Consider the following 22,545-nt stretch of genomic DNA (forward strand, 5'->3'; position numbering starts at 1 on the left):
TTGAGGTCGGACTTACAAATAAATTAATCAGTAAAAGAATATTATTTATTAAAGAAAATGGCATTTTTACGAGGAAGTGGAAAACAAAGAGTAGCCGAAGCTACCCTTAATTAACAATTATAATCAATCACTAGTCGTTAATTATGATTTTTTAGCTAAAGCTTCCAGCATATCGCTAGTGACAAGCGTAATTCCTTTTTCAGTAACACGGAAGCCGTTTGCTATATCCAGCTCTTTATCATAACCAACAGTTAAGCCTGCCGGGATTTTGCAATTACTATCGACAATCACACGCTTTAATTTACAGTTTTCACCAATATCGCTACCATGCATCAATACTGATTCTTCAATAAGGCTGTTAGAGTGTGTATGAACACTCGAATATAACAATGACTTACGGACTGTTGAACCGGAGATAATACAACCGCCGGAAACCGTTGAATCAAGCGCCATACCACGGCGTTCATCATTATCAAAAATAAATTTAGCAGGTGGAAGCTGCTCTTGATAAGTCCAAATAGGCCAGGATTTATCATATAAATCGAGTTGCGGTTCTGGCTCTACAAGTTCCATATTTGCTTCCCAGAATGAATCTAATGTACCTACATCGCGCCAATAAGGCTGCTTGGTACTTTCAGGATCTTTAAAAGCAAAGGCAAAAACATTATGCTCTTCAATGATTGCAGGGATAATATCATTGCCAAAATCACGACTAGAGCCTTCTTTACTGCGATCTTTGTCTAGCTGTTCGAATAAAAAGTCAGTATTAAAAACATAATTGCCCATCGAAGCTAAACACTGCTCCGGCTTACCAGGTATTTCATTAGGTACAGCAGGTTTCTCATCAAATGCGATAACTTTATTATCTGTATTTACTGTCATCACACCAAAACTGCCTGCGGCTTCTTCCGTTGGCACTTCGAGACAACACACGGTCATATCTGCATTATTTTCTACATGTTGCGCTAACAGAACACCATAATCCATGCGATACACATGATCGCCTGATAAAATCAAAATATATTTAGGACGCTCAGCACGAATAATATCCATGTTTTGATACACAGCATCAGCAGTCCCTACATACCAGTCATCACTATTACGTTGCGATGCCGGCAATATTTCCACAAACTCTGATAAATTGGCCTTAAAACTTCCCCAACCGCGGTTAATATGGCGGATTAACGAGTGTGACTTGTATTGAGTTGCAATACCTACGCGTTGAATACCTGAATTGACACAGTTTGATAATGGAAAGTCGATAATACGGAATTTACCGCCAAAATAGACAGCGGGTTTAGCACGCCAATCGGTTAACTCAAACAATCGGCTACCACGACCGCCAGCTAAAACTAATGCATATGTCTCTTTAGTAAGGTTACTAATAAACCTATCTTTGTTATGCGTCATAAAAGAATCTCCACGAATTTGAAAACTGAAATTAAAGGGACTTTGTTGTGCCTACAAGTCAATAAATTTCGTACAGCAATGGATAAAATGGCAGTGATATAGCTCAACACTTCAATTAAATTCTAATAAATCACAGCCAGCAACAGTTATAGTTAAATTTATTGCTGCGATTCAGGCGACTGCGTCGCTACCGTCTATATAATTTATTACTTTCTTGTTATGAATTAAAAATAAAAACCTTGCAAGCGCTTACTTTTTATCACGATTCAATACGGGTTACAACGCAATAATTAAAGCGCATGATTTTAATGCTTTTATTTGAGATCAGCTTCATAAATAAATTTTTTAAGACGCAACCGATTAGATAAATACTGTTGCAATGTACCGTTAGCTAAAGCCCACTCATTGCAGGGAGAAGGAGTCCGCAGAAATGAAGCCGTCCCCCTAAAGGTGGAAAAGTATCTTCTCTTTTACCTAAAAAAGTCCCCCTGCTTTTTTGCTACAATTAAGCGGCGTTTTTGTAGCTTTTCTTAAGCTATTCGTTAGATTTACTTTGGCAAGTGTAATAATTAAAAATGTTGCTAATTCATATATGCCGATAGCACCACAGCGGTCACATGTTTGTCCACTAGGCGCTGCCAGCATATCTGAAATACCTTCATCCCTTCTTTTCCATCGTCTCATCTGCTGGTTAATTACTCTTTTATCGCTTTTATCGCTTTTTTAGGTAAGGCTGAATTGGCGAAAATCACTGTCGCTGTCCCTGCAAAAATTGAAAGCATAGCCAGACCAACCTTTGCATTATTTTGCATTCCGATAATGAGTAAATAGATGCCAGTTACGATCAACAATGCGCCAAGATAAAAGAAGATACGCGGATATTTACTGAACAGACTAGGGTGTTTAGCTGCATACTTTGAACTCATATTTTTATTTGCATGCTTTACTACTGCTTTACGTTTATGCTTTCTTGTTGACATAACACACTCCCGAAATTTATCAGACTGCATGCTGACTAATTCATACAGGCAATCTGTCTAATAAAGATATATTTATAGCAAAATATATCCTCTCAAATAGCTACTTACAGCACATTATTGGTAACAAATTGATGTTTGATTCAAGATCATCGCTTATCTCTATTCTAACGCTCTCTATAAACAGATCATTGTCAAACTTAAGCATCTGTTTTCAATTGGTTATATTTACCTGCCGGTGAAAGTGAAGCACAAAGCCTGACATCAGCTCTGAACAATGTTTGCATATTGGCATTATCAATAACCTTATGCTCCACAATTCAACCGCTCATAAGGGTAGTTTTTAATATAAAAAGATGCGTATTGATACTATTTGTCTAGAGAAGTTATATGAAAAAGAGCATCTAAAGACGATTTTGTTAATAAGCGCTGTTTTTATGATATTGCAGATCCACTGTTAAAAAAAAACACTATAAATAGTAAGCCCTTTGTGACTAACCACTCGTTTTGCTTGATTTGTTTGTTATTTAAACGGCAGTTATTGTCTGAAAATTGCACAACCAGAAAATTGATCTACCATCTTAAACCAGTGCAAATAAGATTAATCCCAATAAATAAACAGGTGATAAATCGAAGTTGCCACTAAAAATGATGGCTGTTTATTAAAACAATCATTTTTCTAAAAATAGCGATCAATCTAACTGCTCTGTTGTTATCTCGATTTTTATGGAAAAAATTAAAATCTTGTTTAGCGGATAAACTGCTAAATGCAACATTGCTTATATATGCCTAAGCCACTTAAAAATATGGATATTGAGCTCAGCGTGAATGCCGAACAAGGCACAATATGCAGAAAATGGTTATCCCTTTTCTAATATTGTTACGCAGTGCAGGCTTTTACGAGTTGCTGAAAACCGTATTAGCAGTGGATGGGCATTCCCAAACTGTAAAGAGAAAGGATTTCTTAACAATGAAAAAGGCAATTTTTATAGGTCTGATGACGGTGTCATTAACAACACAGGCCAGCTGGTATTTTCGAGGCACCCCAAATGATTGGGCTGCCACGGCAATGGAAACAACTGATAATATCAATTTCTGCACACAGCAGAGCTTTGCTAACGTATCTCCGCGCTTTAAAATTGACCATTATGCCGATTGGAGTGAAAACTACCCGTCAGCTGATGTCACTGTAACAGCTAATACAACTTACGATATCTGCTTCAATGCAAGCAGCAAGCAGATAACAAAAACCATAGTTGATGGTGTCGATAGTACCGCCCCAATCGCGACAGCATCGCTTGCGCCAGGCACTTATAGCAGCAGCCAGCAGATAAGTCTAAGCGTCACTGATAATCAGGATAATGCGCCGTTACTGTACTGCACAACGGATGGTTCAACGCCAACAACTCTGTCTCCTGCTTGTAATTCACAAACATTTACCGCGGCAGATATTAATGAATCCGGTGTTGATCTGACGCTTAAAGTACTCGCACTAGACGCCTCAGGTAACAGTGCTATTTATGATTTTGATTACACGATTGCTTCGATTCAAGATGCCTGGTATTTCCGTGGCACCCCCAATAGCTGGGCAGCTACTGCAATGGAAACGACGGATAATATCAATTTCTGTACGCAGCAGAGTTTTGCAGATGTCGAGCCGCGCTTTAAAATTGACCATTATGCCGATTGGAGTGAAAACTACCCGTCAGCTGATGTCACTGTAACGGCTGACACAACTTATGATATCTGTTTCAATACAACAACCAAAGCGATAACAAAAACAGTCGTTGACGGTGTAGATACGATCGCGCCGGTTGCCAGCGCATCACCTTCAGCAGGCACTTATAGCAGCAACCAACAAATCACGCTAAGCGTCACTGACAACCAGGATAACGCGTCGTTACTGTACTGCACAACAGATGGTTCAATACCAACAACTCTGTCTCCTGCTTGTAATACGCAAACATTTACGGCTGCAGATATTAATGAATCTGGAATTGATCTGGCGCTTAAAGTACTCGCGCTAGATGTATCTGGTAATAGTGCTGTTTATAGTTTTAATTACACTATTGGTATGCAAACGGTTGGCAGTGATTTCCGTGAAGAAAACGTTTATTTCATTATGACTGACCGTTTTGCAGATGGCGATAGCAGCAATAATAATATCTGGGGTGATGAATACTTACCTAATGGAGCAGCAGACAAGTACAACACCAATACCAGTAAAACCGGGCCTTTGTCTTATTACCATGGTGGTGATTTTAAAGGTATTATGAATAACCTCGATTACATTCAAGATATGGGCTTTACTGCAATCTGGATAACGCCGGTAGTTAAACAACCTGAAGGACGTCGTTTTAATGCCAACGACTCATATCAAGCTTCAGCTTTCCACGGTTACTGGGGTTATGATTTTGACCAAATTGACCCGCACCTACATTCATCGGGTAAAGACAATGACGGCTGGAATGATTTCGATGCACTGGTGGAAGCGCTGCACGCTCGCGGTATGAAATTGATGTTAGATATCGTGGTAAACCACGGTCAGCCGGGTTCATCTGTTGTAGGCTCACAAAGTAAATGGGCAGACCGCGCACTTGAAATTATTATGGACGGTCAAACATGGAACTGGGAAACTAATGATCCTTATATGGACGGGGACAAAAATGGCTTCTTCAGTTATGCCAGCACTGGCAATACATGGCTGATTGATTTGCTCGATTTCAATGAACATGGCGATGATCAGCAAAATGCCACTAAACATCTAATTAATGTGTACAAACGCTTTATTGATCATGGGGTTGATGCATTCCGTATTGATACCGTTTCTTATATGAGCGCGGATTTCTGGGAAAGATTCACACTTGCAATGGACGAACATGCGCGCAGCAAAGGTAATGATAACTTCTATATGTGCGGTGAAGCCTGGACAGGTGATCGCGCATCTGCTGTTGATCTTGTTTATAACGGTGCAGGCAAAAAATTCCATATGCTGGATCTCCATGGCTCTTCTATGGACTTCCCGGGTTGGATGGGTAAAGCCTTTAAAGGTGAAGCTGGTTTTGAGGATGAGAATGGTTATGCACGTATCGCGGGTGTAAATGGGGATGCATCGGGTATCTATGACCCGACATATTTATCTACATTTGTTGATAATCATGATGTCACCCGTGCCAATGGTATTCTCTCTGAATCTCAATATATGAATAACTTAAATTTTGTTTATCTGTTTAGAGGACTGCCGATTGTATTTTACGGAACAGAAGTACTTTATTCTAACTGGCCGCACTACATCACCACCACTGAAAAAGAGGATGTTGTTGCGCGCTGGATGTTAGGTTCGGAAGGTATCAGTTATGCTAAAAACAATCAGCCGACTATGTATAAGCATCTAAAAATGCTTAACAGTCTGCGTAGCTCATCTGCAGCCCTACAAAAAGGCCAGCAAACAGATCTGTTATTAGCAGGTGATCATGCGGTTATTAAACGTGATTTGGGTGGTGCAGTAGCTTATGTGGCGATGACTAAAGGTTCAGCATTTAACTACACATTTACAGGTTTAAGCAATGGTACTTACCGTTTAATTACGCCTGATACAGCTAACTCAACTTACAACGAACAGAGTATTACTGTTGAAAATGGTAGCTATTCAGTTACTGTTGCCAGTAACGCATTTGTCGTATTAGATAAAAAATAAAATTTGTTGATTAACAAAATAAAATAGCGAAGCTATCACTAGCTTCGCTATTTTTTTATTCTACCCTAGCAGGAATTTACCAAGCCAGGCTATTCTTTCAAATGATGAAGGTGTAACTCTTCATCTTTGTTGCCGGCTTCAGGATCATTAAAGGTATCAAGATCCATCTCCCCTTCTGATTTAGCAACAATACAAGTTACCACACAGTCACCTGTAATATTGACGGCGGTACGGATCATATCAAGTAATCTATCAACACCCATAATCATCGCAATACCTTCAACAGGTAAGCCCACTTGATTAAGCACCATTGCCAGCATAATTAAACCAACACCAGGCACACCGGCAGTACCCACAGATGCAAGTGTCGCAGTTACAATAACCGCTGCATAATCACCCATGGTTAAATCGATATTAAAGGCTTGTGCGATAAATACTGTCGCAACACCCTGCATAATTGCCGTTCCATCCATATTGATAGTTGCCCCTAAAGGCACGGTAAATGATGCTATTTTATTTTTAACACCAAGATGCTTAGTTGCAGTTTCAAGTGTTACCGGAATAGTTGCATTTGACGAAGCAGTTGAAAAAGCAAACGTGATCGCTGTTTCCATTTTCTTTAAGAATGTAAGCGGGTTAAGCCCGGTAAATCCTTTAAATAAAAGACCGTAAGTGATAAAACCATGCAGTAATAACGTGCTGGAAAGCACTAAAAAGTAACTTAATAAATTAACAATGGCGTCTAAACCAATTCCCGTAAACAGTTTCGCCATTAAGAAAAACACACCATACGGTGCAATATTCATTAACATTACAACTAACTTCATGATCACGTCATTAAGATCAGAGAAGACAGCGGCGATACGATCACCTGATTTTCCAGCAGAACTGACTGCAATACCGAATAAAATAGCAAATACGATAATTTGCAAGGTATTACCTTCTGCCATTGAGCTGATTGGATTGGTTGGGAACATATTGACGATTACCGAACCGAGCGAAGGTGCTTCTTTTGAAGCAAAAGTTGTCGCAGCGGTAAGATCAACCCCAACACCTGGTTCAAAGATATTACCCATGATAATCGCCAAGGTGATTGCAATCGCAGTCGTCACCAGGTAAAACGCTATAGTCTTACCGCCTAAACGGCCCAATGTCGAAATATCTTTTAAGGAACTCGTTCCGCAAACCAATGATACAAAAATAAGTGGTACCACTAACATTTTCAAACTGGCAATAAATATTTTTCCGGCCACATCAAACAAACCATGGACAATATACTCATTCACAAAGTTGATATCAGATAAAAAGGTGCGAATTAAAAATCCCGTCGCAATACCCATAAACATACCTAAAATGACACGTTTAGTGAGTGACATTTTTTGTTTTTCATTTGTCATACAAAATCCTTTCTAATTATTTTTATTTAGTACAAATTGCTTGATGATACAAGTCAGAGAGAATCACTGATAAAAAAGAGGCTCATCTAATAAACACAAACATCTAATGTTTGTTGCACTTCTAATCCTGCCTTTGATTGGCACAGAAGCGATATTTTATTTTTAATATTCAGGTAATGCTGCCCCAGAACCGAAAATTTAACTTTTACTTTATTAAGTTATTAGCCGTTGCTCCACAACTGACTTGTGGATAAAATAAGCTCACACCTTAAAAGCGGAGCGCAATATACCAGATTTTCAATTAAAATTAATTGACTTCAAACAACGCGAGGAAATCACGGATGTGCTATATAGCTGTCTGTTCTTAATAAAAAGAGAACAATTAGCATTTCGTACCATTGAATACAGTGGCCAATTAATCTTGTCCTGAGTAGGATTTACATCTTGATATGCTTTTAAAAACGAACTGTTTGCTGTTTTTTGTGCTTATTCTTGCAGGTTAATGCTAATTGAGACTGTCATCCCGAGCGGGAATGACAGGTTTTAGTGAGCATCGTATTGAGGCGTACTGGAGTTGATTATATTAAAGTACCCGTTCACCAAAATGGAAAACGCAGTACTCACCTTCCGCCATTTTATTCCACTGTTCATCTTTGGTAAGAGGACGAGTCGCAATAACCGTGACCACATCCTTATCTGACGTTTCTTTTTGAAAATCAACAGTCATATCTTCATCTATTAACTGTGCCTTACCAAATGGAGCTCGACGAGTAATCCAATGCAGGTTATTACTGCAGTAACACATCACATATTCACCGTTACTTAAGAGCATATTAAATACGCCCATTTCACGTAAGCTATCGGCGTAACCTGCCACTTTTTTAAACATCGCCAAGATATCTTGTGGTTCGCTTTCATAACTTTGATATAACTTATCAATTATCCAACAAAATGCACGTTCACTGTCCGTTTGTCCGACAGGAAAAGCGCGTCCCATCGGTAGATCTTGATAGCCGCTTAATTGGCCGTTATGTGCGTATGTCCAGTTTTTTCCCCATAATTCACGAATAAAGGGATGAGTATTTTCTAAACTCACACCACCTCGATTGGCTTGACGGATATGGCTGATCACCGATTTACTTTTAATTGGGTAGTTTTTAACAAGCTCTGCAACTTTAGAGTCACAACTCGGCTGCGGATCTTTAAAACTGCGACAACCTTTACCTTCGTAAAAAGTTATCCCCCAGCCATCTTTATGCGGCCCTGTTTCACCACCTCGCTTAACCAAGCCACTAAAACTAAAACAAATATCAGTGGGCACATTCGCACTCATTCCGAGTAATTCACACATTATAAAACCTATCCTTAAAAGCTACGCCAAAACTTACGCCATTTTTTTTTCTATTAAATAAATCAGAATATGAATAATCTTGATATGAACTTCTTGGATACGATCGGCAAAACCAAAATGAGGAACACGGATTTCTACATCGGCAAGCCCAGCCATTTTACCGCCATCTTTACCTGTTAAAGCAATAATTGAGATACCTTTTGACTTAGCAACTTCAATTGCTTTTAAAATATTCTCAGAGTTACCACTAGTAGAAAGGCAAAATAAGACATCACCACGACGGCCAACACCTTCTACATAACGTGCAAAAATTGAATCAAACCCGTAATCATTACCCACACATGAGATATGACTTGGATCTGAAATAGCAATCGCAGCATATGAAGGACGGTGTTCACGATAACGCCCTGTTAACTCTTCTGCAAAGTGCATTGCGTCACAGTGAGAACCGCCATTACCACAAGAGAGTACTTTGCCTTCTTGTTTAAAAGTATCAGCCAGTAATGTTGCTGCCTGCTCAATATTTTTTAAGTTTTTTTCATCTTTTATAAAAGCCTGTAATACGTTTTCAGCTTCTAATAATTCATCTTTGATAAGTGATAGACTCATAACATCTCTGCTTATTTTTTAGTTATTAGTTATTAGTTATTAGTTATTAGTTATTAGTTTCAAGGTAATAAAAGTATTTTACACGGTTAATAGATTGCTAACAGTCAATTAACTGAGTTAGTGTGAATTAAAACTGAATTTGAAAATAGTAGAAAGGAAAAATGCAGGGAAATTATTGCCTGGATAGTAAAAGCAGAGAAAGTACGCCCTGCTTTTTCAGATACAGCCAAACCAGTTGGCTATAGTGTTGTCTTTATTAAAAGATCAACAACTTACAACTTATTGTTGTATGTTAGTCACGGTTTAGCGTACAGGTTTTTTCTTCTTTAACAATACCCGCTTCAATTGCATCAATCGCTTTTTGATCGTGTGCATTTGCCGGGCAACCACATGCGTGCTCACTTGTTGCATGTAAACGAGCTTGTTCTAAGTGCCATTGTGCTACTTTAATATGTTGATCAACATTCATTGTAATGATTCCTTAAAAAAATAAATAACGTCATAAATTGATATAAATCAATAATTGACGATTATAAACAAACAAATTTAACAATCCAGTAATGCTTATAAATATTTACATTTTTTTAACAAATTAAACAGCTTAACTTATCCTCTTTATACCCAGCCACTTACAATACAAATAGCAAGAGGTATAACAAAGCAGTTATTTTGCAATACTCATGAATATTCAGAAACAGACAAAATTAGAACCATCTTGCAAAGATTTCATTGCCAGTAGCAATACCAATATTACTGCTGGATTTTTCATTAAATCTAGTTATAGTCATGAATCTTTTTTAAAATCAGGTTATTGAATATGATTATCAAACAATCCTCATTAATTTTAGTTGCCGGTCTGATTATTTCAGGCTGCTCAAACATGTCAAACATGTCGTTGCAATCACCAAAAGATCTGTACGCTAACGCTTTCGTAGATCCGGCTCAAGCCAGTCAATCCCTCGCACAAAAACAGGTTTGCTGTGATAATTTTGAACAGTTAGAATACCAAGAGATTAACAGTGACGACGACCTTTTTATTCCACTTAGCAGTGATTCTCAAGTTTACTCTTTTGTCTCCGGCAAAAGTTTTGTACAAGCATACAAATTAACAAACAATAATTCTAAGTTAACACTAACTATTAATGGCTTAATTTATAATACCGTTGTTGCACCTCAGGTAACCTTATTAGATGCAAACTTTAATATCACCCGCACTATCCCGGCAAGTCAATTTACTTATAAAACAGCAAAGCTGCTAAATGGAGATATATTGTCTGCAGAACTAACCATCTTCCGACCGCAAGCTAATAATTTGGCAAATGAAACATACCTGCTTTTTTATACAACAGATGAAGCAATAGCAGGTGACACCACTATTATCCATCCTGCAAAAAGCTATGCAAAAGCTCACAGTACTGTAGAGCCTGATATTGCAGATCCAATTATTCCTCATTCAGCAATGGGTGTTATTGAGCTTGAAATTGACGTACTAGGTACCGCAGGCGATTCTGAGAACAGTTACATGCCTGTCGCAATAGCAAACAAAACTGCTGCAGCACCAGCTCTTACTGAAAAAGAATTTAATCAGGCAATTGTTGCTGCCGTTGCAGTAAAAGATATCGATAAAGCATTAGCAATTGTTGATCAAGCTGAAGCAGCTGGCTCTCAATCTGCAAGAGAGACCTTTGTCAATGCACTTAATAAACCAACAGATGAGGCTGAGATAGAATTTAATAATGCTATTTTAGAAGCTGTTGCCGCAAAAGATATCGATAAAGCATTAACTATTGTTGATCAAGCTGAAGCAGCTGGCTCTCAAACAGCAAGAAAAACCTTTATCAATGCCCTAAAAAATAACGATTAGTAAGATCTGAATTCAGATCACAGTGATGGATAATATTTATCCATCACTGTGATACCTCTCCCTTATCCTCTGCCATCACTTTAATTCAATAGAATCTCTATACCCAAGCCACTTCAAGATGCAGATTCAGAACTTAATTGTTTTCCGATAGATTCAAAGACCCGCTTTGCGATTTTGAAGCAGTACGCTTAAACAGGCCTTTAATATCTTCAATCGCGATATACAGACAAGGGATCAGTAACAGGGTCACTACAGTTGCAAATAACACCCCGAACGCAAGCGATACCGCCATGGGAATTACCATTTGTGCCTGCATACTGGTTTCACTCATAATCGGCATCAAACCAAAAAAAGTCGTTAAAGAAGTTAATAAAATCGCCCTGAATCGACGACAGCCCGCCTGCACCACCGCATCACTCATTTTGACGCCTTTACGACGTGCAATATTGATGTAATCAACCATTATCAATGAATCATTGACCACCACCCCCGCGACCGCAATAATGCCAAACAGTGATAACATGCTCAGATCTAATCCAAATAACATATGTCCGAATACCGAGCCGATAATACCAAATGGGATCACCGCCATAATCATAATGGGCTGCGCATAGGATTTAAGCGGCACCGCCAGTAAGCTGTAAATAATCAGCATAGCTAACACAAAATTACGCACCTGGTTATTAACGCTTTCAATCTCCTCCTGGATTTTTCCTGATACTTTAGTTTGCACTAGCGGATATTTTTTCAGCAACGCGGGAATAAAATTCTCTCTAATATCTTTTGCTAATTTAAACGGCTCTACTTGAGCGACATCAACCGAGGCCCAAACACTTACTGTTCTGCGCCCATTTTCGCGGCGGATACGATTTAACCCTTTGGTGATAATAATATCTGCGAGTTCCGAGAGAGGAACTTCGCCTCCTGCAGGTGTTTGAATCATGACATCTGAAACCAAGCTAATTGCATTACGCTGCTCTTGCGGATAACGCAACATCACTTTAATTTCATCGCCATTACGCAATAACCGTTGTGCCTCTAAGCCGTAAAAACTTTGCCCAACTTGCACTGCAACATCTTTTAGGGTCAGCCCTAAACTATTCGCCAGTGGTTTTAATTTAAACTGCACCTCTTTACTACTTGACTCATGACTGTTGGTTACATCAGAAACGCCTTGCAAACTCTTAAGTTTGTCGGCTAATTCATTGGCAGCACTCAATAACTGCTTGGCATCTTTACCTTGCAGACGAAAGTTAACATCACCGTCATCACGTCCACTTCCAAACAGGTTATCTTGCACTTTTAAGGTTTTTAATCCCGCCATTTTAGGCATTTCGTTACGCCATAATTCAGCCAGTTCAAAGGTATTAATAGGCCTAAATTGCGGATCAACCAATTTGGTCATAATTTGTGCTTTAGAGCGACCTTGCAGCTGAACTTGCATATCTGAAATCATCTTTTGGCCATATTGAATTTCTAATTCACGATCCACTTTTAATATTGCTTTCTCTACTTGTAAAGCCGCCTGTAAGGTTGATTTTTCGGAGGCATCAATATTCATCTCTAAAGTAATTTGCGGAAAGTCATGCGGAATTTTAGGTTGACCTATATAACGCACCAAACCACCTTGGTATAGACCCGCAACAACTAATAACAGACTGATAAACAGCATAATCATCGTATATCGATAAACTAAGACTTTGCAGAGTAGTGGTTGGTAAATATTTTCAATAAATCCCTGTAAAAATTTATCTACTTTATTTTGTAAAAAATTAACAATATTGCGTAACCAATCAAGGGGGTTTTTAGATCCTGGTTTCACAATTGTTCTGCCTTTCATGGAAGCAAGATGCGCGGGTAAAATCAGCTTTGATTCAATTAACGAGAAAATCAGACATAAGATCACCACAAAACCGATCGCTTTACCAAAAGCTGAGCTGGGACCATCATCCATGGTAATAGGTAAAAAAGCCGCAATAGTGGTTAACACTCCAAAAGTAGCCGGCATGGCAACACGTTTAACACCACGAATTACGTTATCAATATGCTGCCCTTTATTTTCGCATTCCTGATGCGCACTTTCTCCCATTACTATCGCATCATCAACAACAATGCCGAGCACCAAAATAAATGCAAATAAGCTAACCACATTAATAGTGACATCAATCACCGCCGTTGGCAGAAATAAAAGCGTGCCTAAGAAACAGATAGGTAAACCCATCATCACCCAAAAAGCGAGACGTACACGTAAAAACAGTGCCAATAAAATAAACACTAAAAGTGCACCGCTTTTCATACTATTAAACATTAAATCTAAGCGCCCTTGCAGGTAATAGGTCATATCAACCCAGGTTTCTAACTTCACACCTTCTGGCAAATATTGCTGTTTATCCTGCACATATTCTTTAACCACCTGTGCAACATCGGTAATACTTTGATTATTGGTAGCTCCAACAAAAAATGTGACTGAATTTTTCCCATTGAATTTGGAATATTGAATCCCCTGCTCAAAACCATCAGTGACAGTTGCAATGTCTCCGAGTAGAATTTTACTGCCGTCACTGAGTGTGATTAACGGCAAATCTTCAAACTCAGCCCCCACATAAGCTTGGTTTTGCACACGTAAATTTATATATCCGTTTTCAGCCCGAATCTGTCCGGCAGACATATTTTGTGAAAACCCACGAACAGCATTCGCGACATCATTAAAAGTTAAAGAAAATTGACGTAATTTATCTTTACTGACTTCAATCGCGATTTCATACTCTAAACCACCATAAAACTCGCTAATATTAACCTGCGGTAACTGTTTTATCTGATCGTGAATTTTATCCCCTAACTCCTTTAGCTGCCGAGCAGTTAAATCACCATACAAGCTGATATACAACACTTCTTGGCGCAGTTTAATGCGCTCAACTTTAGGTCGTTCCATGCCTTCCGGAAAGCTGGAAATAGAATCAATTTGTGATTTGATCTCTTCTAAAAGTACCTGTGGATCATAATCATCTTCAACACGAAAATATCCCGTAGCCATATTTTGATTGGAACGAGTAATAATACGATTTAAACCCTGTATGCTTTCTAACGCCTCTTCCACTTTAATAGTGATCCCCTCCTCAATCTCTTTGGGAGCGGCACCAGGATAACTTGCAGAAAATTCAATCCAGTTAATATCAACTTGCGGGAAAAATTGTTTACGGATGGTATTTGCCGTTAATAAACCACCAATAATAATAATTAACATCAACAAGTTTGCCGCAACCGGATTGCGGGCAAACCAGACGATCAAGCCTTTCTCGGTATTTAGCATCCGTTAATCCTTCTGCACAGTTTGCTTTTTATTAACATCGTTTGTTGGCTGTTTATTAATTATTTGTACAGGCATACCTTCAATCGGATAATCTAAAGCCGAGGTAATCACCAACTCCCCCTCTTTTAATCCCTGGTTAATAAACAGTTGCGCTCCCACAGTCCGTGCGACCGATACCTCTTGAAAATGTAGTTGTTGCAGTTCATTGACAATAGCCACTTTTCCATCAAGGAGCAGATGACGCGGGATAATACTTATTTCCCCCGCCTCGCGACCATTAATTAAAGCGGTCACATAGGTGCCATAACGTAATTCATTTTTACTGTTTTCTTTACTTACCTTTTTATTGCTCAGTAAGGCATAAGGATCTTTAATTTCAGCAACCAGATAGTTCATACGACTACGTTGATCGATAACCCCTTCAGTGCGGATAATTTTACCGTTCCACTGTTGCTCAACACCAGCAAGTTTGGCAAAAACAGTGACTTTTTCTCCAACACCCTGGTTAGTTAAATACTGCAATTCATGATCAGCCACCGGCAAACGAATTTCAGCTTGGGCGGTGCTAAAGATTTTGCCAAGTGATGTGCCCATGCTGACATAAGATCCTAAGCCAACTTTTCTACTCTCGATCAATGCATTATAAGGTGCTTTTATCTGCGTTCGTTGACGATTTTTTTTGGCTCGCTTTAGTGTTGCCTGTGCAGACAGTAAACGAGCCTCTTCTTGAGCAAGTTGTGGTTTTCGTAAACTTAGCGCCGTTGGTTTCGATCTTGTGATATTACTCCACTGCTCTTTGGCAACATCACCATACGCACGTTCTAATACTAAAGCTGCCTCTGCGGAAGCAATATTAGCTTGTGCCTCGATTAATGCTACATCGTAATCACTAGCATCAATTTTTGCTAAAAGATCACCTTTTTTAACAAACCCGCCACGTACAAATTTTTCTGACAGATAAACAACTTCACCACTTACTTGCGCGACTAATTCTGTTTCATACTTGGCACTCACCACACCATAGGAACTCACTGAAAAATTCATCTCGACAGGATGATTTTTTTGCACTGTAACCAAAGGAGTATTATCAATAAGCGCTTTTTCTGCAGGCGGTTTTTTCATTGATGCCATTCCCCAATATCCCGCGCCACCCAATAACAAAACTAAAAAAGGAAAAATAAACTGTTTTTTATTCATCAGAAAAACCTTAAGAAAAGCAAAAATAGGTAAAAATAAGAGATGATATAGTGAAAGTGCCCCTAACAATATGACAAAAACACTATTTTTATAATTGATTAAACAGTAACAATAACAGTAACAATAACAATATCAATAAAGTATGTTTTAGTAATTTAATACAGTTGCTCACAAAAATAAGATCACATACAAATCAATCACCAACATTTCTGAATTTTATCTCACTTCATATATTTAAATAAATTGCATTGAGTTAACTTTACTTATTGCATAGTATGAATTTTCTATATCAGTATAAATTACTGATAATGAATGAAATCAATTTTAAAACTGGGCGGAAAGCCGTCAAGTTGCAGGTATTTAAGCATGTCTTTATTGGAAGTAAAAAATCTTCGCATTGAGTACCCATCGCGTCATGGTGTTCATGCTGCTGTAAAATCACTCTCTTTTTCGATTGAAAGAGGAGAAATAGTTGGTGTTGTTGGTGAATCTGGCGCAGGTAAATCCACAATAGGTAATGGTATTATTGACCTTTTAAGCCCGCCTGGTGTTATTGCCAGTGGTGATGTTTACCTTGAAGGTGAGAAAATATCAGGTTTATCTGCGCAGCAGATGCGTAGCGTTCGAGGGTCAAAAATCGGTTTTATTTTTCAGGATCCAATGACATCCCTGAACCCGCTTTTTACTGTTGAGCGCCAGTTAACTGAAACAATCCTTGCCAATCTTAATGTAACAAAAGAGGAAGCGTTTTCACGAGCACTAAATTTGATGGAGCAAGTGGGCATTCCGGAGCCACACTTACGCATCAAACAGTATCCTCATCAATTTTCAGGCGGAATGCGACAGCGTGTTGTTATTGCAATCGCACTTTCTGGTGAACCTGATTTAATTATTGCTGATGAACCCACTACCGCGCTTGATGTTTCAATTCAAGATCAAATCCTGAAACTAATCCGCGATCTCTGTATTGAGAAAAATGTTGGCTGTATGTTAGTGACCCATGATATGGGGGTTGTCTCTAATGTGACCGATAAAGTGGCTGTTATGTACCGCGGCGATCTGGTTGAATTTGGACCGACACAAAAAGTACTTGGCGATCCGGATCATGATTATACGCGCAGCCTGATTTCCGCCGTTCCTCGTTCGGATATTAAACTGGATCGTTTTCCGCTGGTTAGCTATATCGAAGAAGCGCATGAGATGCAGCAGATCGATATTAAAAATCACTGGCTGGGTCAAAGTGAAGATCAGCGAATTTATAGCGGTCCTCTGCTTAATGTCGAAAATGTCAGCTTGCGTTTTATTACTAAAAACTCATTTTTTGAAAGTCGCCGCGAATTCGTACAGGCTTCTGATAATGTCAGTTTTCAAATTCAGGAAGGTGAAACGTTTGGACTGGTAGGTGAGTCTGGCTCAGGTAAATCTACCATTGCACGTGTTATTGCCGGTTTATATCCACCTGATGAAGGTAAAGTTACTTTTGAAGGTATCGATCTGACCGCATTAAAGTCTGAAAGTGAACGTCGCCCAATGCGCAGGCAGATGCAGATGGTATTTCAGAACCCTTATACGTCAATGAACCCGCGCATGAAAATATTCGATATCATTTCCGAGCCGATTCGTTTCCACAAATTGGCTAAATCAGAAGCGGAAATTCGTCAAATTGTTCATGATCTGCTGGATCATGTTGGCCTTGGCAGAATGGCGGGAGTTAAATATCCTCATGAGTTCTCTGGTGGTCAGCGTCAGCGTATATCCATCGCCCGCGCATTAGCAACCAGACCGCGTTTATTAATTTGTGATGAACCTACATCTGCTTTAGATGTATCTGTTCAGGCGCAAATACTTAATCTGCTAAAAGATCTTCAAGATGAATTAAATCTGACCATGTTATTTATCAGTCATGATCTACCCGTTATTCGTCAAGTTTGTGATCGTATTGGTGTTATGAAACAGGGCCAACTTGTGGAAGTTTCACCGACCGAGCAACTGTTTACCAATCCGCAACATGAATACAGTAAACACCTTGTCTCGTTAATGCCTGAGTTTAAAGGTCTAAGAAACGCTTTATAACAGACATGATGTCACTGTGCTTTCGCTGCTATGCATCGACAGTAATTAACTATTTATTAATAACAAATACAACAGAAAGGGAGTTTTCTCCCATTAAAGGAGCTATTCAATGAAATTTTTCAAGACTAAACTTGCCGTTGCTTTATTAGCAGCAGGCCTTAGCTTTAATGCAGCAGCAGCAGATATCACCGTTGCTTATGACGCCGATCCCGTCTCACTTGATCCGCATGAACAGCTTTCCGGCGGAACAATGCAGATGTCGCATATGTTATTTGATCCGCTAGTTCGTTTTACTAAAGAGTTTGATTTTGAAGCGCGTCTGGCAGAAAAATGGCAGCGTGTAGACGACACAACATTCCGTTTCAATTTACGTAAAGGTGTGAAATTTCACTCTGGTAACACAATGACAGCGGATGATGTTGTTTGGACATTTAATCGCCTTAAAGTCTCTGGTGATTTTAAAGGTGTTTTCGCACCTTATGAAAAAATGATCAAAGTTGATGATTACACTGTAGAAATTAAATCAACAAAACCGTACCCGCTAGTGTTACAAACAGCGACTTATATATTCCCAATGGACAGTAAGTTCTATTCTGGTGAAATAGACGGTAAAGATAAAGCTGCAATCGTAAAACATGGCGGCTCTTTTGCTTCAACAAATGTTTCAGGTACAGGTCCGTTTATTGTGACATCTCGTGAACAGGGCGTTAAAGTTGTTTTTGAACGTTTTGATGATTATTGGGACACTACCTCACCAGGTAACGTAGATAAACTGACACTGGTACCGATCAAAGAAAATGCAACTCGTGTTGCAGCGCTGCTTTCTGGTGATATTGATTTAATCCACCCAGTTGCACCAAACGATCAAAAAAGAGTTAAGCAGACCAAAAATATTGAATTAACCACTGTTGCCGGTACGCGTATTATTACCTTGCAAATGAATCAAAATAGCAACCCGGCACTTAAAGATGTACGTGTGCGCCAGGCGATTGTTCATGCGATTAACAATAAAGGTATTGTTAAAAAAATCATGAAAGGTTTTGCAACAGCTGCAGGCCAGCAAGGTCCTAAAGGTTATGCTGGTTACGATGAGACACTTGTTCCGCGTTATGATCTAAAAAAAGCCAAGCAGTTAATGAAAGAAGCGGGTTACGAGAAGGGCTTCAAACTTTCTATGATGACACCAAATAACCGTTATGTGAACGATGCGCAAATTGCGCAGGCAGTTTCTTCGATGTTATCTAAGATTGGCATTAAAGTTGATTTAAAAACACTTCCTAAAGCACAATACTGGCCTGAATTTGATCTTTGTGCTGCTGATATGATGATGATTGGCTGGCACTCAGATACAGAAGATTCTGCAAACTTTTCTGAGTTCTTAACCATGACACGTAATGAAGAAACGGGTAAAGGCGCATATAACTGTGGTCATTACTCAAACTCAGTTGTTGATAACCTGGTTAACAGTGCTAATGCTGAAACAGATCCTGCTAAACGTGCAGCTATGTTGCAACAAGTAGAGCAAACACTCTATAAAGATGCTGCGTTTGTGCCACTGCATTGGCAAAATCTTGCATGGGGTGCAAAATCTAATCTTGATGTTGCACCGATTGTTAACGCGCTAAACCAACCATACTTTGGCGACCTTGTTGTCAAGTAACACCTAAGCAATAAGTAACCTAGTCAAAATGGCCCTAACACAATATAAATTGTGTCACTAGGGCCTTTATTTTTAGTGTGATATCAGAATAACTATTCGATAAATCACCAATTTGCAAAATTTATAGGGAAGTCTAAATGTTTACGTTTCTGATCCAGCGCCTGTTTCAGGCACTGATAGTGATGTTTGTGATCAGTCTGGTGGCATTTGCCATTCAAGATAATCTAGGTGATCCATTACGGGAGCTAGTCGGCCAGTCGGTTTCTGAAGTAGAGAGACAAGCTCTGCGTGATGAATTAGGTCTTAATGATCCCTATCTGACCAAATACAGCCGTTTTATATCTAATGCCGTTCAGGGAGATTTAGGTACCTCATATTTCTTCAAAAAACCTGCTGCAGAAGTGATTCTTAATAAGCTTCAAGCAACGCTTGAGCTGGTTTTTGGCGCCACATTAATTATCATCTTTGTTGCCATACCTTTGGGCGTTTTTTCAGCCATCCATCCCAAAAGCGTACGGACAAAAATTATTATGGCATTAAGCAGCCTGGGAATTTCCGTGCCTGTTTTTCTTACCGCGATCTTATTAATGTATCTATTTTCTATCGAGCTTAATTGGTTACCTTCCTATGGCCGCGGTGAAACCGTCAATCTGCTTGGCTGGGAAACAGGCTTTCTTACTAAGAGTGGTTTATTGCACCTTATTTTACCTTGTATTTCATTGGCTTCTATTATGCTGCCACTATTCATTCGTTTAGTGCGCTCTGAAATGTTAGAAGCACTGAGTTCTGAATATGTTAAATTCGCAAAAGCCAAAGGCTTAGCGATGAATAAAATTTATTATCAACATGCGCTAAAAAATACCATGCTGCCCGTTATTACCGTTGGTGGTGTACAGATAGGTACTATGGTCGCTTATACGATTTTAACTGAAACGGTATTTCAGTGGCCGGGGACAGGTTTTCTATTCCTAGAGGCGATTAACCGTGTAGATACTCCACTGATTACCACTTATGTTATTTTTGTTGGCTTAATCTTTGTTGTTACCAATACCATTGTTGATCTGTTATATGGGTTTATTAATCCAACTGTAAATATTACCGGTAAAGGAGCGTAACCTTGAATACTATTACTTCTTCACATGTTCCTAGCCGTTGGGAACGTATCAAACAATCAGATGTTCTTTATCACTTTTTAAGAGATAAAGTGGCAATGTTCAGCTTTGCGCTGTTTTTAGCTTTCTTTCTTGCCGCAATATTGGCACCCGTGATTTCACCAACTAATCCGTACGATCTAACCAGTATTGATATTATGGACTCGGAGTTACCGCCATCATGGCTTGAAGAGGGCGACGAACGTTTCCTTCTTGGTACCGATGATCAAGGACGGGATATCTTTTCAACCATCCTTTACGGTTCGCGCTTATCGTTAACCATTGGTTTCTTAGCGGTTGCAGTGCAGTTAGTGCTTGGTATTATAATTGGTTTATCGGCTGGTTACTTTGGCGGGCGTGTTGATAGCTTCTTAATGCGCTTCGCCGATGTACAACTTTCATTTTCAACCATGATGGTTGCGATCATTGTATCGGCAATTTTTAAAGCCAGTTTTGGTGCTGAATTTTACAGTGAATATGCAGTGCTTATGCTAGTGGTGATTATCGGGGTTGCTGAATGGCCACAATATGCCCGTACAATACGTGCTTCAGTGCTTGCAGAAAAGAAAAAAGAGTATGTCGAAGCGGCTCAGGTAATGGGATTTAAAGCGGGTCGAATTATGTTCAGACATATTTTACCAAACTGTTTATCTCCTATTTTAGTTATTTCAACGGTGCAGGTAGCCAATGCAATTATGTCTGAAGCAGCCTTGTCATTCCTTGGCTTAGGTTTACCTGTTGATCAACCTTCATTAGGCGCATTAATCAGTATCGGCTTTAAATACATCTTCTCTGGTGCTTGGTGGATAACCGTTTTCCCGGGTGTGGTGCTAGTAACACTGGTATTGGTTATCAACCTGCTAGGCGACTGGTTAAGAGATGTCTTTAACCCAAAAATCTATAAAGGTTAATATCTAGTCATTTTACCTCTCTTCTGAAAGGATTGCCTATCGGCAATCCTTTGTTTTTTAAGATCCACACTTAGCTATAATGCAGATATACTCGCCCTCTTCTGAACCTGTAATTTCAATTGTTAGAGAACATATGAGCAATTTTCTAAGCAAACAAAATGAATATTTTTCACAAAACTTCACCGATCTAAACTTATCTAGCAACGAAATTTCTTATAAGGAATTCGATAGTTGCACCTTTAAAGCGTGTGATTTTAGTGAGGTAGTGTTTAAAAAATGCAAGTTTATTGACTGTAGTTTCATCAATTGTAATCTCAGCATTATGAAAATCGAATATAGCAAATTTTTAGATGTTGTTTTTGATGGTTGCAAAATGATAGGCATTGACTGGACCAGAGCCAGTTGGCCAAGCTTTGATTTATACTCACCTATAAAATTCTACAACTGTATTATTAATGATTCCTACTTTTTCGGTCTTAGCTTAAATGAAATAGTAATTGAAGCGTGCAAAGCTCACTGCGTCGATTTTAGAGGCGGCAATTTTTCTGATGCTAATTTCAGTTACAGTGATTTTACAAACAGCCTGTTTAATGAAACAGATCTCAGTGGTGCAAACTTCAGCGAAGCAACTAATTACAATATCAATATCTTTAACAATAAAATTAAGCGTGCTAAATTTTGCCGTTATCAAGCCGTCAGTTTGCTTGATAGTTTAGATATTGAGTTACTTGATTAAAGTCTCACCATCCTTCCGACTAAATAGTAATTTACAAGGGAGTAACCATTGCGAAATCAATCCCTAGAACTACAACAGCAGTGCATCCCTAGGTGATAATTTATTAAAAAAATTTTTCATTAATATCAATAACATGAGCAATATTGCTGTTTGCATCTGTTTTTGTTGCTATAAGAGGGCATCTAACAGAGTCCACGGAAGG

General features: G+C 38.9%; 16 protein-coding genes and 1 pseudogene. 8 read left to right on the forward strand and 9 right to left on the reverse strand.

The annotated features are described in order from the left end of the window. Nucleotides 1-141: 141 nt before the first annotated feature. The 3 genes from glgC to AC4GME_RS06890 form a co-directional block, all read right to left on the reverse strand. A complete protein-coding gene (gene glgC / locus AC4GME_RS06880) occupies nt 142-1,410 on the reverse strand; it encodes a glucose-1-phosphate adenylyltransferase (protein ID WP_490377485.1) in 1,269 nt (422 codons plus the stop codon). Nucleotides 1,411-1,884: 474 nt separating this feature from the next. Next, nucleotides 1,885-2,094 (reverse strand): hypothetical protein, encoded by a 210-nt coding sequence (locus AC4GME_RS06885; protein ID WP_490377484.1) that lies wholly within the window; start codon nt 2,092-2,094, stop codon nt 1,885-1,887. A gap of 11 nt (nt 2,095-2,105) precedes the next feature. Further along, nucleotides 2,106-2,390 (reverse strand): hypothetical protein, encoded by a 285-nt coding sequence (locus AC4GME_RS06890; protein ID WP_490377483.1) that lies wholly within the window; start codon nt 2,388-2,390, stop codon nt 2,106-2,108. A gap of 967 nt (nt 2,391-3,357) precedes the next feature. Between AC4GME_RS06890 and AC4GME_RS06895 the strand changes: the two genes are divergently transcribed. Continuing rightward, on the forward strand, nt 3,358-6,084 hold the full coding sequence (locus AC4GME_RS06895; RefSeq protein WP_490379180.1) for an alpha-amylase family glycosyl hydrolase: 2,727 nt from the start codon (nt 3,358-3,360) through the stop codon (nt 6,082-6,084). A gap of 89 nt (nt 6,085-6,173) precedes the next feature. Here the strand turns inward: AC4GME_RS06895 and AC4GME_RS06900 are convergent, their stop codons facing one another. The 4 genes from AC4GME_RS06900 to AC4GME_RS06915 all read right to left on the reverse strand — a co-directional run bounded on the left by AC4GME_RS06900 (nt 6,174) and on the right by AC4GME_RS06915 (nt 9,910). Further along, the gene (locus tag AC4GME_RS06900; protein WP_490377481.1) at nt 6,174-7,481 is read right to left on the reverse strand and encodes a dicarboxylate/amino acid:cation symporter; all 1,308 of its coding nucleotides are present in this window, start codon (nt 7,479-7,481) and stop codon (nt 6,174-6,176) included. A gap of 583 nt (nt 7,482-8,064) precedes the next feature. Next, entirely contained in the window at nt 8,065-8,832 is a 768-nt protein-coding gene (locus tag AC4GME_RS06905) for a class II glutamine amidotransferase (RefSeq protein ID WP_490375837.1), read from the reverse strand. Between the two features lie 33 nt (nt 8,833-8,865). Continuing rightward, nucleotides 8,866-9,441, reverse strand: coding sequence for a D-sedoheptulose 7-phosphate isomerase (gene lpcA / locus AC4GME_RS06910; protein ID WP_490375836.1), 576 nt, complete (start codon nt 9,439-9,441; stop codon nt 8,866-8,868). A 292-nt stretch (nt 9,442-9,733) separates the two neighbouring features. Further along, nucleotides 9,734-9,910, reverse strand: coding sequence for a hypothetical protein (locus AC4GME_RS06915; protein ID WP_490375835.1), 177 nt, complete (start codon nt 9,908-9,910; stop codon nt 9,734-9,736). A 348-nt stretch (nt 9,911-10,258) separates the two neighbouring features. On the opposite strand from AC4GME_RS06915, the gene AC4GME_RS06920 reads away from it, so the two are divergent. After that, nucleotides 10,259-11,305 carry a MalM family protein gene (locus tag AC4GME_RS06920; protein ID WP_490375834.1) on the forward strand — a complete coding sequence of 349 codons (1,047 nt, stop codon included), beginning with the start codon at nt 10,259-10,261 and terminating at the stop codon, nt 11,303-11,305. 133 nt (nt 11,306-11,438) lie between these two features. Here AC4GME_RS06920 and AC4GME_RS06925 read toward each other — a convergent pair whose 3' ends face one another. Next, the gene (locus tag AC4GME_RS06925; protein WP_490375833.1) at nt 11,439-14,615 is read right to left on the reverse strand and encodes an efflux RND transporter permease subunit; all 3,177 of its coding nucleotides are present in this window, start codon (nt 14,613-14,615) and stop codon (nt 11,439-11,441) included. Between the two features lie 3 nt (nt 14,616-14,618). Then, nucleotides 14,619-15,812 (reverse strand): efflux RND transporter periplasmic adaptor subunit, encoded by a 1,194-nt coding sequence (locus AC4GME_RS06930; protein WP_490375832.1) that lies wholly within the window; start codon nt 15,810-15,812, stop codon nt 14,619-14,621. Nucleotides 15,813-16,178: 366 nt separating this feature from the next. On the opposite strand from AC4GME_RS06930, the gene AC4GME_RS06935 reads away from it, so the two are divergent. The 6 genes and pseudogenes from AC4GME_RS06935 to AC4GME_RS06960 all read left to right on the forward strand — a co-directional run bounded on the left by AC4GME_RS06935 (nt 16,179) and on the right by AC4GME_RS06960 (nt 22,343). Then, nucleotides 16,179-17,885 (forward strand): dipeptide ABC transporter ATP-binding protein, encoded by a 1,707-nt coding sequence (locus tag AC4GME_RS06935; protein WP_490375831.1) that lies wholly within the window; start codon nt 16,179-16,181, stop codon nt 17,883-17,885. A 109-nt stretch (nt 17,886-17,994) separates the two neighbouring features. After that, nucleotides 17,995-19,545, forward strand: coding sequence for an ABC transporter substrate-binding protein (locus AC4GME_RS06940; RefSeq protein ID WP_490375830.1), 1,551 nt, complete (start codon nt 17,995-17,997; stop codon nt 19,543-19,545). A 137-nt stretch (nt 19,546-19,682) separates the two neighbouring features. Beyond that, on the forward strand, nt 19,683-20,660 hold the full coding sequence (locus AC4GME_RS06945; protein WP_490375829.1) for an ABC transporter permease: 978 nt from the start codon (nt 19,683-19,685) through the stop codon (nt 20,658-20,660). A gap of 2 nt (nt 20,661-20,662) precedes the next feature. Beyond that, nucleotides 20,663-21,607, forward strand: coding sequence for an ABC transporter permease (locus AC4GME_RS06950; RefSeq protein ID WP_490375828.1), 945 nt, complete (start codon nt 20,663-20,665; stop codon nt 21,605-21,607). A 133-nt stretch (nt 21,608-21,740) separates the two neighbouring features. Further along, nucleotides 21,741-21,914, forward strand: a pseudogene (locus tag AC4GME_RS06955) (pentapeptide repeat-containing protein); the annotation flags it as partial. A gap of 15 nt (nt 21,915-21,929) precedes the next feature. Beyond that, entirely contained in the window at nt 21,930-22,343 is a 414-nt protein-coding gene (locus AC4GME_RS06960; protein ID WP_490375838.1) for a pentapeptide repeat-containing protein, read from the forward strand. The last annotated feature ends 202 nt before the right edge of the window (nt 22,344-22,545 follow it).

It is taken from the genome of Psychromonas sp., assembly GCF_983033635.1.

Excerpts from the sequence above, each read along its gene's own strand:
- AC4GME_RS06930 (WP_490375832.1), bottom strand. The coding sequence starts at position 15,812 with ATGAATAAAAAACAGTTTATTTTTCCTTTTTTAGTTTTGTTATTGGGT.
- AC4GME_RS06935 (WP_490375831.1), top strand. The coding sequence starts at position 16,179 with ATGTCTTTATTGGAAGTAAAAAATCTTCGCATTGAGTACCCATCGCGT.
- AC4GME_RS06895 (WP_490379180.1), top strand. The coding sequence starts at position 3,358 with ATGAAAAAGGCAATTTTTATAGGTCTGATGACGGTGTCATTAACAACA.
- AC4GME_RS06905 (WP_490375837.1), bottom strand. The coding sequence starts at position 8,832 with ATGTGTGAATTACTCGGAATGAGTGCGAATGTGCCCACTGATATTTGT.
- AC4GME_RS06945 (WP_490375829.1), top strand. The coding sequence starts at position 19,683 with ATGTTTACGTTTCTGATCCAGCGCCTGTTTCAGGCACTGATAGTGATG.
- AC4GME_RS06920 (WP_490375834.1), top strand. The coding sequence starts at position 10,259 with ATGATTATCAAACAATCCTCATTAATTTTAGTTGCCGGTCTGATTATT.
- AC4GME_RS06960 (WP_490375838.1), top strand. The coding sequence starts at position 21,930 with ATGAAAATCGAATATAGCAAATTTTTAGATGTTGTTTTTGATGGTTGC.
- glgC (WP_490377485.1), bottom strand. The coding sequence starts at position 1,410 with ATGACGCATAACAAAGATAGGTTTATTAGTAACCTTACTAAAGAGACA.
- AC4GME_RS06900 (WP_490377481.1), bottom strand. The coding sequence starts at position 7,481 with ATGACAAATGAAAAACAAAAAATGTCACTCACTAAACGTGTCATTTTA.
- AC4GME_RS06890 (WP_490377483.1), bottom strand. The coding sequence starts at position 2,390 with ATGTCAACAAGAAAGCATAAACGTAAAGCAGTAGTAAAGCATGCAAAT.
- AC4GME_RS06940 (WP_490375830.1), top strand. The coding sequence starts at position 17,995 with ATGAAATTTTTCAAGACTAAACTTGCCGTTGCTTTATTAGCAGCAGGC.
- lpcA (WP_490375836.1), bottom strand. The coding sequence starts at position 9,441 with ATGAGTCTATCACTTATCAAAGATGAATTATTAGAAGCTGAAAACGTA.
- AC4GME_RS06885 (WP_490377484.1), bottom strand. The coding sequence starts at position 2,094 with ATGAGACGATGGAAAAGAAGGGATGAAGGTATTTCAGATATGCTGGCA.
- AC4GME_RS06925 (WP_490375833.1), bottom strand. The coding sequence starts at position 14,615 with ATGCTAAATACCGAGAAAGGCTTGATCGTCTGGTTTGCCCGCAATCCG.
- AC4GME_RS06915 (WP_490375835.1), bottom strand. The coding sequence starts at position 9,910 with ATGAATGTTGATCAACATATTAAAGTAGCACAATGGCACTTAGAACAA.